Origin of the sequence: Sanguibacter sp. Leaf3 (genome assembly GCF_001425965.1) — a bacterium.
GTDB lineage: Bacteria > Actinomycetota > Actinomycetes > Actinomycetales > Cellulomonadaceae > Sanguibacter > Sanguibacter inulinus.
This window is the reverse complement of record NZ_LMRH01000002.1, coordinates 16,112-31,933: the sequence shown is the minus strand read 5'-3', so window position 1 is coordinate 31,933 and position 15,822 is coordinate 16,112. Positions and strand designations below refer to the sequence as shown.

The window sequence follows — 15,822 nt, the reverse complement described above, 5'->3', positions numbered from 1 at the left end:
CTCTTCGTCCAGGGATGCGGCTCGGACGGGGCGTCGGCCACGTCCCGGTACCGTAAGACCTGACACCAGTGTCAGGTGCAAGCCCGTGACGAGGAGGACTCTGTGCGCATCGGTGACGTCGCCGCCAGGACAGGCGCGAGCGTGCGCTCGCTGCGGTACTACGAGGAGCAGGGCCTCGTCGAGTCCACCCGGACCTCTGGTGGTCAGCGCGACTACGCCGGCGAGACCGTGGACCGTGTCCGTCTCGTCCAGCACTTCTACGCCGCGGGCCTGTCGAGCCGGACCATCCGCGGGATCTTGCCGAGCGTGGACTCCGGCAGCGCCACAGAGGACGCCCTCGAGCTCCTCGTCCGCGAGCGCGACCGCATCGCGGCCACGATCGACGACCTCACCGCCACGCTCGGACGCCTCAGCACGGTCATCGGTCACGCGGAGTCGAGCAGCCCGGACCTGTGTGCGGCGCACAGCGCGACGGACCTCGACGCAGCACCTCGGCGCCCGCTCAGGTCAGGACCGAGAGTCTCCCGCTCCACCTGACGGGGACCGGGACGGCTCAGTACCGCCCGAAGGGCCTGTCCGTCGAGACGATCTCCTTGCCGAGGGGCAGCAGCGAGATCGGGATGAGCTTGAAGCTCGCGATACCCATGGGAATCCCGATGATCGTGACGCACAACGCGATCCCGGTGAGCAGGTGCCCGATGGCGAGCCACCACCCGGCGACGACCAGCCACACGATGTTCCCGATCGTCGACCACGCACCGGCGCCCGGGTGGTCGACGACGGTCCGGCCGAAGGGCCACAGCACGTAGTTCGCCATGCGGAAGGACGCGATGCCGAAGGGGATGGTGATGATGAGGACGCAGCAGACGATGCCCGCGACCGCGTACCCGACGGCCATCCAGAAGCCGGCGAACACCAACCAGATGATGTTGAGGATCGTGTTCATGGTCTGAGCGTAGGCCCAAGGCCTCTTGCGGGCAGGGTCTCAGCGCCCTCACCGCGAGATCCGCACCGCTCCCCCCGCGGCTCCGCACGGGTCTGCCCGGCGACCCAGCGCTCGAATCGGCCCACCGCGAGCCCCGTCAGCCCGCGGTGCGCTCGACGATCACGTACCCGTCCTCGTCGAAGACCACGGAGTACGTCGTCCCCGGGTAGGCCCGCTCGGCGTACTGCTCGACGTCGACAGGGGCGTTCCCGCCCCACGACAGCCTGTCGACGACCACGTAGTCGGGCCGCACGGACGGGTCCGTCGAGATCCAGTAGACCTCGCGGTCCGTCGCGAGCTGGACGATGAGCCCACGGTCGCTCGCGACGCTCGCACCGGCCGGGACCGCGGCGACGGCGCGCTCAGCCGCGGCGATCCGGTCGCTGCGCTCGTAGGTGGCGGGCGACCACAGGTCGCGGAGCGGGAACTGCGTCACGAGGACAGCCGCGACCACGGCCATCGCGGCAGGCGCCAGCCGGGCGTAGGTGCGCAGCAGCTCGAACCTGGACGCCCGCAGGCGCACGATCCCGTCGATCGCCGCGGCGAAGAGGATCGGCATGAGGATGACGGAGTAGTGCCACGTCGTCCCCCAGTAGAAGACCGTCGACCCCGCGAAGCGCCACACGAGGGTGGGCACGGCGACGAGGGCGAGCGGGGACCGCAGCGCGACCAGCGCCGTGATGACCACGAGCATCACGAGCGTCTCGATCTTGACCGCAGGCGTCAGCAGCCCCGCGAAGGTGTCGAGCAGCCCCGAGACCGTGCTCCCCGAGCTCGCCGCCGAGCCGTCCTCGCTCAGCTTGCCCCAGTAGTCGTAACGGCCCTGCGGGTTGAAGAACGGGATGATCACCGTGAGCACCAGCACGAAGCCGACGGCGCCGGTCGCCGCGACGACCGCACCGAGCCGTCGCTGACCGCGCAACCAGAGGACGACCCCGAAGGCGGCAACCGTGAGCCCGAGGTCTTCCTTGACCCCGAGCAGCAGGACGACCCAGATCGCGCTCGCCCGCCACCTCTCGGTGAGGAAGGCCGCCATGCCGAAGGCGAGGATCGGCACCGCGAGGGAGTACTCGTGGAACTGCACGTCGACAGCCGACTGGATGCCCCACGCGAAGGCGTAGGCGAAGCCGACGGCCAGCCCCGGCCAGGCACCGAGCAGACGTCGCGCGACGAGCGTGATCGGCACGATCGACACCGCGACGAGCACGCACTGCGCGACGAGCAGCGTCACGGGCGAGGGGAACAGGCGGTAGAAGGGCGCGAGCACCACGAGCAGCGGGGAGAAGTGGTCACCCAGCTGGTTGAAGTCCGGCCCCTTGATGGGCACGATCGGCGCACCGAGCCGGGCGTACCCGGCGACGGCCTGCTCGAAGATCGCGTTGTCCCACGACGGGTTCTCCCACCGGTACCAGCGGGCCAGCGAGAGCGTGAGGTACGCGGCGAAGGCCACGAAGGTCAGCAGCGTCACCGGCCAGTGGACGAGCGGGCCGCGCACGGCGGACCTCAGGGCCCTGGGGACGCGGCTCTCCGGCTGCGCACCCGGGTCGACGACCCGCCCGTCGAAGGTGCCGTCCCCGCCGCCTGCTGCGGGCGCCTTGGGAGGAACCGCGGCCGGCTCTGTCCTCGGCTCGGCGGTCTGCTCGCGTTCGTCGTACCCGTGGTCCACCGGGACAGTCTGTCGCACGACCACGAGAACTACGATGCTGTCCATGCCCCCGACCTCCTCGACACCTCAGGCTGCGTCGTCCCCGGCCCACGCGACGTACGCCGACGCGCTGGCCCGTGTGCACGACCGCATCGAGCAGGCGCGCAGCGACGCCGGGCTCGGGTCGTCTGGTGTCAGCGACTCGGATGAAGCCACCTCGTCGGTCCGCCTGCTCCTGGCCACCAAGACTCAGGATGCCGCCGCCGTGCGGGCTGCGGTGCAGTCCGATCGCGCCGCAGGTCGCGGGTCGCCGGTCCTCGTCGGCGAGAACCGCGTCCAAGAGCTCACCGAGAAGGCGCCGGCACTCGCCGACCTCGGGCTGACCGCGCACCTCATCGGCCCCCTCCAGTCCAACAAGGTGAACCACGCGCTGCGCGCCCTGGCCCAGCACGGCCGGGGCTGCATCGAGACCGTCGACTCTCTCGCCCTCGCCGAGAAGATCGGCAGCCGCGTGCTCGCCTCGGCTGCCGCGTCTCCGGCCGCTGCCCAGGCCGGCGGCCACCTCGAGCCCTCAGCGCCACCCGCGAGCGCCGTGCTCGACGTCTACGTCCAGGTGAACGTCTCGGGCGAAGAGTCCAAGGCTGGCGCCTCCCCCGACGCAGCCGTCGACCTCGCGCTCGCTGTCGCCGAGGTGGGCGGCCTCAGGCTGTCCGGCTTCATGACGATCGGCGCACGGTCGACCGACGAGGGCCTGGTCCGGGCCGGCTTTGCCCGGCTGCGCGAGATCCGCGACGAGGTCGCCGGCTCGGGGGCCCACGGGACCCAGGGCGCCCGGGAGCTGTCGATGGGCATGTCCCAGGACCTCGAGTGGGCCGTGGCCGAGGGTGCGACGATCGTCCGCGTCGGGTCGGCGGTCTTCGGGGCACGCTGACTCTCACGTGCGGTGCGCCGGGCCCGGGCAGATAAGGTCAGACCATGAAGATGCCCTTCTCCCGCAAGCCCGCCGTCACTGCGCTCCCGCCGGGTGTCACGGAGGTGTGGGACGCCGAGGGGAACAGCGTGGTCGTGCACCTGCCGTTCGACTCGAGCAGCCCTGACGCGAGCCTCGTCGCCGACACCCTGTCCGACGCGATCGTCGCCGTGGTGCGCTCGGTCCAGGCGGGCGACTTCGGCCACAGCATCCCGGAGGGCACCTCGGGCGCCGGCGTCCGGATCCAGGTCGACGCGACCACCCCGCTCGGTCCGCTCGCGAAGCGCAACGTCGAGATCTTGCAGGAGCGCCTGGGCCGGTCGATCCCGCTGTCTGTCGTCGAGACTCCGCTGCCGGTCGTCGTCGAGGAAGAGCCCGCTGCGGCCGCCGCGGTCACGCCTGCGGTCCCCGCGAAGCCCGTCGTCCGCGGCCCCGAGCCGAGCGAGGGTCTGGTGCCCGGGGTGTTCGTCTGGGACGAGGAGAACGCACGCCTGCGCACCGAGATCGTCGTGCTGGGCGAGACCGGGGCGGACGCCCAGACACAGGTCGACCTGCGCCGCCTCGTCGAGCTGACCATCGCGTCGCTCGCGACCCCCGCGGTCCGCGAGCTGATCCCCGCCGACGCCCCCGAGGACTACGCGGTGTGGATCACCGTGGTCGTCAACGACGACGCTGCGGGCCCCCTCACCGAGAAGATGTTCACCGACGGCGAGGAGCAGTTCGAGGACACCCGCGTGGACTTCGTCGCGATGACAGAGTCCCGAGAGACCGTCGTCGAGATGCTCGCCGGACGCTGACCGCAATCCAGGTGACCGGCTGCCGGCCGACCTGTCGGTAAGGCCGGACTCGGGTCGGCTCGTCTCTGGCGAGTCGAGAAGGGCAGGAAGTAGACCCCGGTCCGACGCCAGCAGCATGCCTCCAGATGCCCCGGACCTCCCTGCAGGGAGGTCCGGGGCGTCTGTCGTCCTGCAGGCCTCGGAGGTCTTCAGCACCGGCAGGCATGCTCGCGTCCTGTGCCGCACGTCCTCCCTTGCTCTTGGTGCCCCGGGGTGCGGGTCGCGGAGTCGGGGTCGCGGGGAGACGAGCACCCTTGACACCCCATTCGCAGTCAAGCATGCTTGACAGGAGTCAAGCACCTTTGACACCTGAACGGAGTACCCGTGAACGACCTCGTCTCGCACCTCCAGTCGCTCGACCCACCCGCCGCCACAGTGGTCCTGCTCGCCGTCGCCTCGCTCGTGCTCGTCCTGCGCGAGCCGATCACGGGCCGACGCTCCTTCGCGCGGTTCCGCGTCGAAGAGGCAGCCGAGGGCGAACCAGCCCGGCTGCGCCACTACAGGTCGTGGACGCTCCAGGGATGCACGTCCGCGATCCTGGCCGTCGCACTCGTCCTCGCCCTCCCAGGCGTGGGCCTCGCCGACATCGGCGCGCGCTGGCCGTCGTGGCCGAGCGGCGACTCGGTGGCCAGCAGCGCCGTGCGCGGGATGATCGCCGGCGTGCTGCTCATGATCGTCGTGGTCGCACTGGCGATGCTCGTCCGTAGGTGGCGCTCACGCCGCGCCGCGGCCAGCGCACCCACCACCGCGGCGGTCTCAGACGAGTCAGAGGCTCCCGCCGCGGAACCTCGAGGCCAGATGGCCGCCGTCCTGCCGATGCTCCCCAGGACCGCAGCCGGGAGACGCGGATGGGCGATGCTCTCGCTGAGCGCCGGTGTCACGGAGGAGATCACCTACCGCGGCCTGCTCCTGCTCACGCTCGCTATCGTCCTGCCGAGCGACGCCCCCACGGCCCTGCTCGTCGCGATCGCAGCCGTGTCCTTCGGGCTCGCCCACTGGTACCAGGGATGGACCGGGATCGTCAGCACGGGGATCTTCGGCGCTCTCATGGCCGGGCTCTTCCTCGTGACGGGCAGCCTCCTCCTGCCGATGGTCCTGCACGCGCTCGTGGATCTCCGGGCACTGATGCTCCCGGTGCCTGCCGAGCCCGCGACGACGCGGATCGGCACCGCCGCCGACGGCGAGGCCACGGCCGGTACGACCTCCTCTGTCAGCCCAGCACCCCGTCCAGACCCGAGCTAGGTGACCTGCATGCACAACGACGTCCGCACCCTGCGCGAGGCCGCAGGACTGTCCCAAGGGGCGCTCGGCACCGCCCTCGGTGTCTCACGCCAGACCATCAACTCGATCGAGACCGGGAAGTACGACCCGTCCCTCCCCCTCGCGATCGCCATCGCCCGCCACTTCACCACGACAGTCGAGGAGATCTTCCATGTCGACGCCTGAGAACCACCAGGACGGAGCCGGCTCGACCGCCCACGGAGCACGCGCCGGGTTCAGCACCCGCGCCCACCACGTGCTGCTGCTCGCGACCGTCGGTCTGCTCCTGGCCATCGCGGGGACCTATGCCGCCTTCGACGACTGGGCGACGGGCGCTGGGGTCCTCTGCGGCGGAGGTCTTGTCCTCGTCCTGCTGTGGGTCGCCGGCCGCCGAGCCACCCGGAGGGGCGCCGACGCAGCGACCGCAGAGCGGGTCTTCTCAGGTCGAGGAGACGAGCGAGACACCCGCGTCTACCTCGTGACCATGTCGGTCGTCGGCTTCGTCGCCTTCGTGGTCAGCGCCCTGCTACCCGCCGCCTCGGGTCTCGGCCTCGACGCGGACACCGCTCTGCGCGTCCTGCCCTACCTGCTCATCGCGACCGGTGTCATCACCTTCGTCGTCGTCGACCGCCGGACCTGAGGGTCACGCCCGCACCTCGACCGCAGCACGCACCGCCAGCACAGAGACGAGTCGACCCCGAGAGCATCGCTCTCGGGGTCGACTCGTCGTGCGCAGCCTTGGCCCGCTGCGAGGCCCGCGCACGGCAGCGAGCCACAGACGCCGGCCTCTCGGTGCCGTGCCCGTCACGGCACCCGTGCGGTCCACTCCGTCGTGGAGAACTTCGTCTCGACGAGCTCGCGCGCCCGGGCCCACTCGGCCTCGGTGACGCTCCCCTCGACGGTCTCGTAGCGTCCTCGGAAGTGCGCCTTGAAGGCCTCGATGACCTCCGCGCGGGACATGCCCGTCTGCGAGCGCACGGGGTCGACACGCTTGTTGGCGCTCTTGGTGCCCTTGTCGCTCATCTTCTCGCGGCCGATGCGCAGCACCTCGAGCATCTTGTCGGCGTCGATGTCGTAGGCCATCGTCACGTGGTGGAGCACCGCTCCCCCGACGAAGCGCTTCTGCGCGGCTCCCGCGATCTTGCCCGCGGGTGACGCGATGTCGTTGAGCGGCTGGTACGTCGCGGCCACGCCGAGCTCGGCGAGGGCGCCGAGCACCCAGTCGTCGAGGAAGGCGTAGGACTTCTCGAAGCTCAGGCCCTCGACGAGCGAGCTCGGGACGGTGAGCGAGTAGGTGATGGTGTTGCCGGGCTCGATGAACATCGCGCCACCGCCCGAGACTCGGCGCACGACGGTGATGCCGTGCTTCTCGGCGCCCTCAGGGTCGACCTCGTTCTTGAGCGACTGGAAGGAGCCGATCACCACGGCGGGCGCGCCCCACTCCCAGATGCGCAGCGTCGGCGGGCGGAGCCCGGCGTCGACGGACTCGGAGATCGCCTGGTCGAGTGCCATGTGCATCTCGGGGGCCTGCGGACCGTCGTGGACGATCTCGAAGGTGTGGTCGTGCCACCCCGTCGCCCGGCCGAGCGCGCGACGGGCCGCGATCGCGACGGCCTCGGGGCTGAAGCCCACGAGCACGGCTGTCGGGTCGAGCGTGCGACTGATCGACTCGGCGAGCGCCGCGACCGACGCGTCGACGGGCATGCCCTCGAGCGCCCTGTCGATGTCGGCGAGGGCCGTGTCGGGCTCGAGGAAGAAGTCGCCGCTGACCGCGACGTGCGCCAGCCGACCCTCCTCGACCTCGAGGTCGATCGCTACGAGCTTGCCACCTGGGACCTTGTATTCGCCTCTCACACAGGTCACCCTATGCCCACCCTCGGCAGAGGCGAGATGAGACCCCCGCCACACCACCTCCGCAGCGCGGACGCAGTGCGCCGATCCAGCCGGGCCAGACCAGACCGGACGTCCAGCCCAAGCCAGCGAGATCGTGACTTCGGAGCGAGATCGTGACTCCTTCGGATCGATCTCGCTCCGAAGTCACGATGTGGGTGCCGGTGCCGGTGCCGACCGCCAGGCCGCCGACCGGACCGGCCGCAGCCGACCAGCGACGACGCAGCCACCCCTGGTCCGCCAGCCTCTGCCCCCAGCTCCCCCGTCAGCCGTCAGCGCGGGTCGACCCCGGCGTGGATCAGGCCGTAGATCGCGGAGTCTGTCAGCGCCTCCCACGAGGCCTCGAGCAGGTTCGCGCCGACCCCGACGGTCGACCAGCTGCGCTGCCCGTCCGTGGTCTCGATGAGCACCCGGGTGACGGCGTCGGTGCCGTGCATCTGGTCGAGGATGCGCACCTTGAAGTCGATGAGCTCGAAGTGCGCGATCTCGGGGTACACGGTCGCGAGCGCGAGCCTCAGCGCGTGGTCGAGGGCGTTGACAGGCCCGTTGCCCTCCCCCGTGACGACCTGGCGCTGCCCGCCCGCCTGGAGCTTGACCGTCGCCTCGGACACCGGCACCGTCCCGCGGTGCCCTGTGCGCTCGACGATCGTCCGCCAGCTCTCGACGGTGAAATACTGCGGACGCTCTCCGCGGACCTCTTCGGTGAGCAGCAGCTCGAAGGAGGCGTCTGCGGCGTCATAGGTGTAGCCGTTCGCCTCGGCCTCCTTGACGCGGGTGGTCACCCGTGTGAGCACCTCCCCCTGCCCCGCGAGGTCGAAGCCGAGCTCCTTGCCCTTGAGCTCGATCGACGCGCGCCCGGCCATCTCGGAGATGAGCATGCGCATGTCGTTGCCCACGAGCGTTGGGTCGATGTGCTGGTACAGGTCGGGGTCGACCTTGATCGCGCTCGCGTGCAGCCCCGCCTTGTGGGCGAAGGCGCTCGCCCCGACGTAGGGCTGACGGGCGTAGGGCGAGATGTTCGTGATCTCGCTGATGGCGTGCGCCAGGCGGCTGGACTCGGCGAGCCCGTTCCCGGCGAGGAGGATGCGCCCTCCCTTGAGCTCGAGGTTGGCCACCACGGTGATCAGGTCGGCGTTGCCTGTGCGCTCGCCGTAGCCGTTCACGGTCCCCTGGACGTGCGAGGCTCCGGCGTCGACGGCCGCGAGGGTGTTCGCGACGGCGCACCCGGTGTCGTTGTGGGCGTGCATCCCGAGGATCGGGCCCTCGCCGACGGTCTCGCGGACGTCCGCGACGATCTCGCCGACCCAGTTGGGCAGCATCCCGCCGTTGGTGTCGCAGAGCGCGACCACCTCGGCGCCGGCCTCGAAAGCCGTGACGGCCGCACGCCGGGAGTACTCGGGGTCGAACCTGTACCCGTCGAAGAAGTGCTCGGCGTCGACCACCACCCGTCGTCCCTCGGCCACGAGGAAGGACACGGTGTCCGTGATCATCGCGAGGTTCTCCTCGGGCGTCGTGCGCAGCGCCCGCTCCACGTGGCGGACGTCGAACTTCGCCACGAGGGTGATGACGGGCGCCTGCGACGCGAGGAGCGCGAGCACCTGCGGGTCCTCGCTCGCCTGCAGGCCGACCTTGCGGGTCGCCCCGAAGGCGGCGAGCACGGCGTTGCGGAGCGTGAGCTCCTTCTGCGCCCGGGCGAAGAAGTCGGTGTCCTTGGGGACCGCGCCGGGCCACCCGCCCTCGATGAACCCCACCCCGAGCTCGTCGAGCAGCGGTGCGATGGCCAGCTTGTCGGAGACCGAGAGGTTCATGCCCTCTTGCTGGGCGCCGTCGCGCAGGGTGGTGTCGTAGACGTGGAAGGTCACTCGTCTGCTCTTCTCTCGGTGTGTCACATGCTTCGGGACTGCTGGTACCTCTCGGTGCCCCTCCCCCCCGCCGCGCTCGCTGCCCGGCGGGGTGTGCCGGACAAACAAAAAACCCCCCGGGGTACGGGAGGTCTGCGCGTCCGGAGGAAGGAACCGGACGCGCTACATGATGAGGAGCGCAGTGCTGACGTGGTGTGTCACGCCTCACATGATGCCACGTCTGCTCGCAGAGTCAACTTTGTGTCCGCGATGTGCGACTGGCGTCCCGACGGCGCAGGGACGGGCTCCACTCCCGGGCGGCATCGTCCCAGCTCTCTGGCGTGTTGGCCCCCGCGCAGACAGCAGGCTGACCGGCGACGATCGCTCGTCGCCGGGCAGCCTGTCTGGTCACCCTGAAGGGTCGCTCAGACGAGGCGCGTCATCCACCCGTGCGGGTCCGCGACCCGTCCGGTCTGGATCCCTGTGAGCTCGTCACGGATCGACAGCGTGAGCTCGCCCGGTCCGCCGCCCGAGATGGTCGCGTCGAACTCCGCTCCCGCCAGACGGCCGATCGGCGTGACGACAGCCGCGGTCCCGCACGCGAAGGCCTCGACGATCGAGCCGTCGGCCAGGCCCTCCTGGACCTCGGTGAGGAGGATGCGCCGCTCGACCACCTCGTGGCCGCGGTCCTTGAGCAGCTGGATGATCGACATGCGCGTGACGCCCTCGAGGATCGAGCCGGAGAGCTCCGGGGTCTCGACCGAGCCGTCGGCACGGACGAAGAACACGTTCATCCCGCCGAGCTCTTCGATCGCGGTGTTGGTCGAGGCGTCGAGGAACAGCACCTGCTCGAAGCCGTGCTCGTAGGCCTCGATCTGCGGCTTGAGGCTGGCCGCGTAGTTGCCGCCGCACTTGGCGTCGCCTGTGCCGCCGGCTCCTGCGCGGTGCATGTCCTGGGAGACCCAGATCGACACGGGCTTCACGCCGCCCGCGAAGTACGGGCCGACGGGCGAGGCGATGACGAGGAACTCGGCCTCGAGCGAGGGACGTACCCCGAGGAAGGCCTCGGAGCCGTACATGAACGGCCGCAGGTAGAGGCTGGCCTCCGCGCCCGAGGGAACCCAGGCGGCGTCGGCGCGCACGAGCGCGGTGATCGCCCCGAGGAAGTCCTGCTCGGGCAGCTCGGGGAGCGCGAGGCGACGGGCCGACCGCGCGAAGCGGGCGGCGTTCGCCTCGGGACGGAACGTCCAGACCGAGCCGTCGGCGTGGCGGTACGCCTTGAGACCTTCGAAGATCTCCTGCGCGTAGTGCAGCACCGCACTGGCGGGGTCCATCTGGAGCGGCCCGTACTTCTCGACGCGGTGGTCGGCCCACCCCGTCCCGGCGGTCCAGGTGACCCTGGCCATGTGGTCGGAGAAGACCGTGCCGAACTTCGGGTCGGCGAGGAGCGCCTCGCGCTCCGCGTCGGGCAGCGGGGCGTCAGAGGGGCGGATGTCGAAGGACGCGGCGCGGGCTGCGGCGTCGGACGTCTGGTCGAGCGTGGAACTCATGGTGGTAGGCCTTTCACCTGGCGACCAGACGAGTTTCCCACGCCGCGCCCCGTGATGGGGCACGGCGTGGGAAGAGGCCGTCCGGTCTGCGGAGACGCGCGTCCGGCGACGGGCGTCCGGTGGAGCAGTGGCGGTGAAGACGGCCGAAGGGGTCTGAGCGTCAGCCGCGCACGCGGTCTGCGAGCTCGGTGCCCACCTCGGCCGTCGATCGTACTCGCGCGCCGCGCTCGACGAGGTCTGCCGCGACGGCAGCCTCCACGCGACGCGACTCGTCGGTCAGACCGAGGTGGTCGAGGAGCATCGCGACCGAGAGGACTGTGGCCGTGGGGTCGGCCTTGCCCTGCCCGGCGATGTCGGGCGCAGAGCCGTGGACGGGCTCGAACATGGAGGGTGCGGTGCGGTCCGGGTTGATGTTCGCCGAGGCCGCGAGGCCGATGCCGCCGGTGATCGCGGCGGCCTGGTCCGTCAGGATGTCGCCGAACAGGTTGTCGGTGACGATGACGTCGAATCGCGACGGGTTCGTCGTGAGGAAGATGGTGGCGGCGTCGACGTGGAGGTAGTCCGTCGTGACGTCCGGGAAGTCGGCGTTGACGGCCTCGACCGTCCGACGCCACAGGTGACCTGCGTGCACGAGGACGTTGTGCTTGTGCACGAGCGTGAGGTGCTTGCGGGGGCGGGCCTGGGCGCGGGCGAAGGCGTCGCGGACGACGCGCTCGACGCCGAAGGCCGTGTTGACGGAGACCTCGTTGGCGACCTCGTGCGGTGTGCCGACGCGGATCGCGCCGCCGTTCCCGACGTACGGTCCCTCGGTGCCCTCGCGGACGACGACGAAGTCGATCTCGCCGGGCTCGGCGAGCGGGGACTTCACACCCTGGTAGAGCTTGCCAGGGCGCAGGTTGACGTAGTGGTCGAGGGCGAAGCGCAGCTTGAGCAGCAGCCCTCGCTCGAGGACGCCCGACGGGACTGACGGGTCGCCGATGGCGCCGAGCAGGATCGCGTCGTGCGTGCGGATCGAGGCGAGGTCCTCGTCGGTGAGGGTCTCCCCCGTCCGGTGCCAGCGCTGGGCGCCGAGGTCGAAGGTGGTCGGTGAGATCGTGGTGCCGGTCCCGGCCAGGGCTGCGTCCAGGACGGCGAGCCCCTGCTCGACGACCTCGATCCCGATGCCGTCGCCTGCGACCACTGCCAGCTCGATGTTCCTCGTCATGGTCCAGAGTCTAGACACAGTCCCACGTGTCGGGATACGGATCTCGCGATGCGAACCTCGCGCAGGTCACGGGAACGGCCGTCTGTGAGACGCTGAACCGCATGACAGTCGTGAAGATCAACGCCATCGACGTACCCGAGGGCTCCGGCCCCGAGCTCGAGAAGCGGTTCGCCGCCCGCAAGGGAGCCGTCGAGAACTCACCCGGGTTCCTCGGCTTCGAGCTGCTCCGCCCGGTCAAGGGCGAGACCCGCTATTTCGTCTACACCAAGTGGGAGTCCGAGGAGGCCTACCAGGCCTGGGCCGACGGCCCCGCCCGCGCAGCCCACGCCGGTCCCCCGGCCGGAGCCGACGGCGCCCCCGCAGCGCGACCGGCGTCGGTCGCCTCCGGAGCGAGCCTGCTGGAGTTCGAGGTGGTCCTGGGCGTCGACAGCGAGGCCTAGCGGCCTCCGGAGCCTCCCCGGCCGGTTGACCGCCGGGGAGACTCGGGCTCCAGCGGGACGCCCTCTGCCCGACCGGCCTCGACCGCCTCCACGTAGTCGGCGAGGTACCGGTCCTCGATCTCCTCGGCGGCACCCTGCCCGTCCCAGCGGTCTGCGGCCCGCTCGCCGTCGACGGTGCAGCGCTCCAGCCGGAGCGCTCCGACAGGAGGACCGCCTCCCCGGAGCTCGCACCGCTCGAAGGACGTGAGCGGCGAGACGACGGCCGCCTCGAAGCTGCAGTCGACGAACCGCCCGCCGACGAACCGCGCGTCGGAGAGGTCCGTCGCGTCGAAGGAGCACCGCTCGAAGGTCGCGTTCTCCCCGAGCGTGGCCCCTCGGAGCGACGCCCCGCCGAAGTCGCAGTCGACGAAGGTCCCGGCGAGCCTGACCTTCGGCATCCGCGCCGCGACGAAGCTGCACCGCTCGAGCCGGCGTCCGAGGATGCTCCCCACCGCGAGGGTGGCACCGTCGAGCGTGCACGCCACGAGCTCGGACTGGTAGACGTGCAGCCGGCCCTTCATGTGCGAGAGGTCGAGCGCCTCGAGCGTCAGGTAGTGGACGGCGAGGCCGTCCTTGCCAGCCGGGAAGCCCCGGAGGTCGACGGGCAGGTCCTCCTGGGTCCCCCAGGGTGAGACCACCCGGTGCGGACCACGCGCGATCTTCGCCTGCTGCACGAGCTGGTCTCGGACCTCGGCGACGCGGTCTTCGTCCCACCGGCGTCGCAGGGCTGCGGCGCCAGACGGTCGGGCGGTCTCGTGTGTCATGGCGGCACCCTAGCGGGTCGCTCCGACCGTGCGGGCTCGGTCGGGTGGGTGGACCGCTCGTGTCTCGGGACCGCGATCGGGCACCTCGGCTCCCTCAGCACCGTCCTCGACCTCCCCCTCGCTCACGCCGAAGCGGTCGTGGACCCTGCGCAGCGGGCCGGGCAGCCACCAGGTGGCGCGCCCGAGGAGGGCGAGCGTGGCCGGGACGAGCAGCGCCCGGACGACCGTCGCGTCGAGGGCGACCGCGAAGGCCAGCCCGAGGCCGACGACCTTGAGGAAGGTGACACCGCTCGTGGCCATCGCGGCGAGCACGACGACGAGCAGCAGGGCCGCACTCGTGATGGTGCTGCCGGAGCGGACGAGGCCCGTCGTGATCGCCTCGCGGGTCCCGGCACCGGAGAGGTGCGCCTCGCGGATGCGGCTGAGCAGGAAGAGCTCGTAGTCCATCGCGAGGCCGAAGGCGACGACCGCGACGAGCACGAGGTTGCCCGGGGCGACGGCCCCAGCGGCGGTGAAGCCCGCGACGCCGGCGAGGTGCCCGTCGACGAAGGCCCAGGTGAGCACACCGAAGGTCGCCGCGAGGGAGAGCCCGTTGAGCAGCACGGCCTTGACCGGCGCGACCACAGAGCCGAGGGCGAGGAACAAGAGGACCAGCGTCACGCCGGCGATGAACAACGCGGTCCACGGGGCTGTCGAGACGATCGCCCGGATCGAGTCGGCGCTCGTGGCGGCGGCGCCGCCGACGAGCACCTCGGTCTCGGTCGGGGCGTCGACGTCGCGGATCTCGGAGACGAGCGTGCGGGCACCGGACGAGTCGGTGAGCAGGTCGGTCGCGACAGACACGTGCGTCACCGAGCCGGCCTGCGCGACGACCTCGGCGCCGAGCACACCGTCGAGAGCTCCGACCTCCGCGAGGAACACTTCGGTCTCCCCCGGGTCGAGCTGCCCCTCAGCGCTGCGCACCGCCACCTCGACGACAGTCCCCGACTGCCCAGGGAACAGCTCGGCGACCCGTTCGGTCGCCTGACGTGGCCCCGAGGCCGTGGGCAGCTCGCGGGCGTCCCCGTCGGCCACCTGCAGGCCGAGGACCGGGAGCGCGAGGAGCACGAGGAGAGCGACCGAGGCCGTGACGACAGCCCCAGGGAAGCGCAGCACGAACGCAGCGACACGCGCCCACCCGCGGGCGCCGTCACGCTCCCCTCCCCGTCTCCCTCGCAGACCGGCCAGGCGCGCGGTGAGGCTGCGCGGCAGACGACCCGCGTCGACCCGGCGCCCAAGGACGGCGAGCAGGGCCGGCAGCAGCGTGACGGCGAGCAGCATGTCGAGGAGCACCACAGCCATGCCGCCGAGACCCATCGACCGCAAGAACATCTGCGGGAAGAACAGCAGACCTGCGAAGGCGATGAGCACGGTCACCCCGGAGAACACGACCGTGCGCCCGGCTGTCGAGACCGTCGTGCTGATGGCCGCCTCGACGTCGTCCGTCCGGGCGAGCTCTTCGCGGAAGCGGCTCACGATGAACAGCGAGTAGTCGATCGCGAGACCGAGCCCGAGGATCGTCGTGACGTTGACCGCGAAGGACGAGACGTCGGTGACGGTCGTCAGCACCCGCAGGAGGCCGAGGGCTCCGAGGATGGCCACCACCCCGATGGTCACGGGGAGCAGCGCGGCCACGAGGCCGCCGAAGATCACCAGCAGCAGGAGGACCAGCACAGGCATCGCGAACATCTCGGCCCGGACGATGTCGGTCTCGGAGAGGTGCTGCATCTCGGTCATGACGACGACGGAGCCGCCCACCTCGGTGGTCCAGCCGTCGGGCGCCGCGAGGTCGTCCTCGATGCCGTCGACCTGCGCCTGGCGCGCCTCCTCGGTGGTGCCGGACAGCGTGATCACGGCGAGGGCACTGTGCCCGTCGCTGCCGAGCAGGCTGGTCGCGACGTCGGCCGGGAGGCCGTCAGTCCACGGCGTGAGCACTGACAGCGCGACGCCGTCCGGGAGCCCGCCGAGGGCTGTGGCGACGGTCTGGGCGAAGACCGGGTCCTCGGTCAAGACGGTCTCCGACCCGTAGACCACCACGACGTCGGCCGCGCTCCGTCCGAAGGTCTCCTCGAGCAGGGCGTCGGCGGCAGCGCTCTCCGACCCCGGGTCGGCAAAACCACCGCTCTTGACGGACTCGGTGACGGCCGGACCCAGGACGGCGGCGATCACGGTGAGGAGCCCCGCGAGCAGCAGGACCAGACCTCTGCGTCTGTAGACGAAGGACCCGAGGGCTGAGAACACGGTGGACTCCCTGACGTAAGATGTGACAGCCGATCACTTCAGTGAACACTGTTTGCTAACGGCGTTCACTAGAACATCTGGTGTTTACATCTGTCAAGGCGGCGCACCCGTGCGCGGT

General features: G+C 70.9%; 15 protein-coding genes. 7 read left to right on the top strand and 8 right to left on the bottom strand.

The genetic code is table 11. The features are described from left to right. Window positions 1-102: 102 nt before the first annotated feature. The gene (locus ASG53_RS07500; protein WP_082543901.1) at window positions 103-537 is read left to right on the top strand and encodes a MerR family transcriptional regulator; all 435 of its coding nucleotides are present in this window, start codon (window positions 103-105) and stop codon (window positions 535-537) included. A 16-nt stretch (window positions 538-553) separates the two neighbouring features. Here ASG53_RS07500 and ASG53_RS07495 read toward each other — a convergent pair whose 3' ends face one another. Together ASG53_RS07495 and ASG53_RS07490 are read right to left on the bottom strand one after the other, a co-directional pair. Next, window positions 554-946 (bottom strand): YccF domain-containing protein, encoded by a 393-nt coding sequence (locus tag ASG53_RS07495; protein ID WP_056131008.1) that lies wholly within the window; start codon window positions 944-946, stop codon window positions 554-556. A 136-nt stretch (window positions 947-1,082) separates the two neighbouring features. Then, window positions 1,083-2,696 (bottom strand): DUF2079 domain-containing protein, encoded by a 1,614-nt coding sequence (locus tag ASG53_RS07490; protein ID WP_082543900.1) that lies wholly within the window; start codon window positions 2,694-2,696, stop codon window positions 1,083-1,085. On the opposite strand from ASG53_RS07490, the gene ASG53_RS07485 reads away from it, so the two are divergent. The 5 genes from ASG53_RS07485 to ASG53_RS07465 all read left to right on the top strand — a co-directional run bounded on the left by ASG53_RS07485 (window position 2,686) and on the right by ASG53_RS07465 (window position 6,336). Then, the gene (locus tag ASG53_RS07485) at window positions 2,686-3,561 is read left to right on the top strand and encodes a YggS family pyridoxal phosphate-dependent enzyme (RefSeq protein WP_056131003.1); all 876 of its coding nucleotides are present in this window, start codon (window positions 2,686-2,688) and stop codon (window positions 3,559-3,561) included. The genes ASG53_RS07490 and ASG53_RS07485 overlap by 11 nt on opposite strands. A 44-nt stretch (window positions 3,562-3,605) precedes the next feature. After that, window positions 3,606-4,397, top strand: a complete 792-nt coding sequence (locus ASG53_RS07480; protein ID WP_056131000.1) for a hypothetical protein — start codon at window positions 3,606-3,608, stop codon at window positions 4,395-4,397. 363 nt (window positions 4,398-4,760) lie between these two features. Further along, window positions 4,761-5,678, top strand: coding sequence for a CPBP family intramembrane glutamic endopeptidase (locus ASG53_RS07475; RefSeq protein WP_056130997.1), 918 nt, complete (start codon window positions 4,761-4,763; stop codon window positions 5,676-5,678). 9 nt (window positions 5,679-5,687) lie between these two features. Beyond that, window positions 5,688-5,882 carry a helix-turn-helix transcriptional regulator gene (locus ASG53_RS07470; protein ID WP_056133841.1) on the top strand — a complete coding sequence of 65 codons (195 nt, stop codon included), beginning with the start codon at window positions 5,688-5,690 and terminating at the stop codon, window positions 5,880-5,882. Then, complete coding sequence (locus ASG53_RS07465) at window positions 5,869-6,336, top strand: hypothetical protein (protein WP_056130994.1); 468 nt, start codon at window positions 5,869-5,871, stop codon at window positions 6,334-6,336. The genes ASG53_RS07470 and ASG53_RS07465 overlap by 14 nt, the downstream gene beginning before the upstream one ends. Window positions 6,337-6,500: 164 nt before the next feature. Here ASG53_RS07465 and ASG53_RS07460 read toward each other — a convergent pair whose 3' ends face one another. The 4 genes from ASG53_RS07460 to ASG53_RS07445 all read right to left on the bottom strand — a co-directional run bounded on the left by ASG53_RS07460 (window position 6,501) and on the right by ASG53_RS07445 (window position 12,181). After that, window positions 6,501-7,550 (bottom strand): lipoate--protein ligase family protein, encoded by a 1,050-nt coding sequence (locus tag ASG53_RS07460; RefSeq protein ID WP_056130991.1) that lies wholly within the window; start codon window positions 7,548-7,550, stop codon window positions 6,501-6,503. A 308-nt stretch (window positions 7,551-7,858) separates the two neighbouring features. Further along, window positions 7,859-9,448, bottom strand: a complete 1,590-nt coding sequence (gene cimA, locus ASG53_RS07455) for a citramalate synthase (protein ID WP_056130988.1) — start codon at window positions 9,446-9,448, stop codon at window positions 7,859-7,861. 404 nt (window positions 9,449-9,852) lie between these two features. After that, entirely contained in the window at window positions 9,853-10,977 is a 1,125-nt protein-coding gene (locus ASG53_RS07450) for a branched-chain amino acid aminotransferase (RefSeq protein WP_056130984.1), read from the bottom strand. A 160-nt stretch (window positions 10,978-11,137) separates the two neighbouring features. Next, entirely contained in the window at window positions 11,138-12,181 is a 1,044-nt protein-coding gene (locus ASG53_RS07445; protein WP_056130983.1) for a 3-isopropylmalate dehydrogenase, read from the bottom strand. 101 nt (window positions 12,182-12,282) lie between these two features. On the opposite strand from ASG53_RS07445, the gene ASG53_RS07440 reads away from it, so the two are divergent. Beyond that, window positions 12,283-12,621, top strand: coding sequence for an antibiotic biosynthesis monooxygenase family protein (locus ASG53_RS07440; protein ID WP_056130977.1), 339 nt, complete (start codon window positions 12,283-12,285; stop codon window positions 12,619-12,621). Here ASG53_RS07440 and ASG53_RS07435 read toward each other — a convergent pair. Then, on the bottom strand, window positions 12,618-13,424 hold the full coding sequence (locus ASG53_RS07435; RefSeq protein ID WP_056130976.1) for a pentapeptide repeat-containing protein: 807 nt from the start codon (window positions 13,422-13,424) through the stop codon (window positions 12,618-12,620). The genes ASG53_RS07440 and ASG53_RS07435 overlap by 4 nt on opposite strands. Before the next feature lie 9 nt (window positions 13,425-13,433). Beyond that, window positions 13,434-15,704 (bottom strand): MMPL family transporter, encoded by a 2,271-nt coding sequence (locus ASG53_RS07430; RefSeq protein ID WP_056130974.1) that lies wholly within the window; start codon window positions 15,702-15,704, stop codon window positions 13,434-13,436. Between the last annotated feature and the right edge of the window lie 118 nt (window positions 15,705-15,822).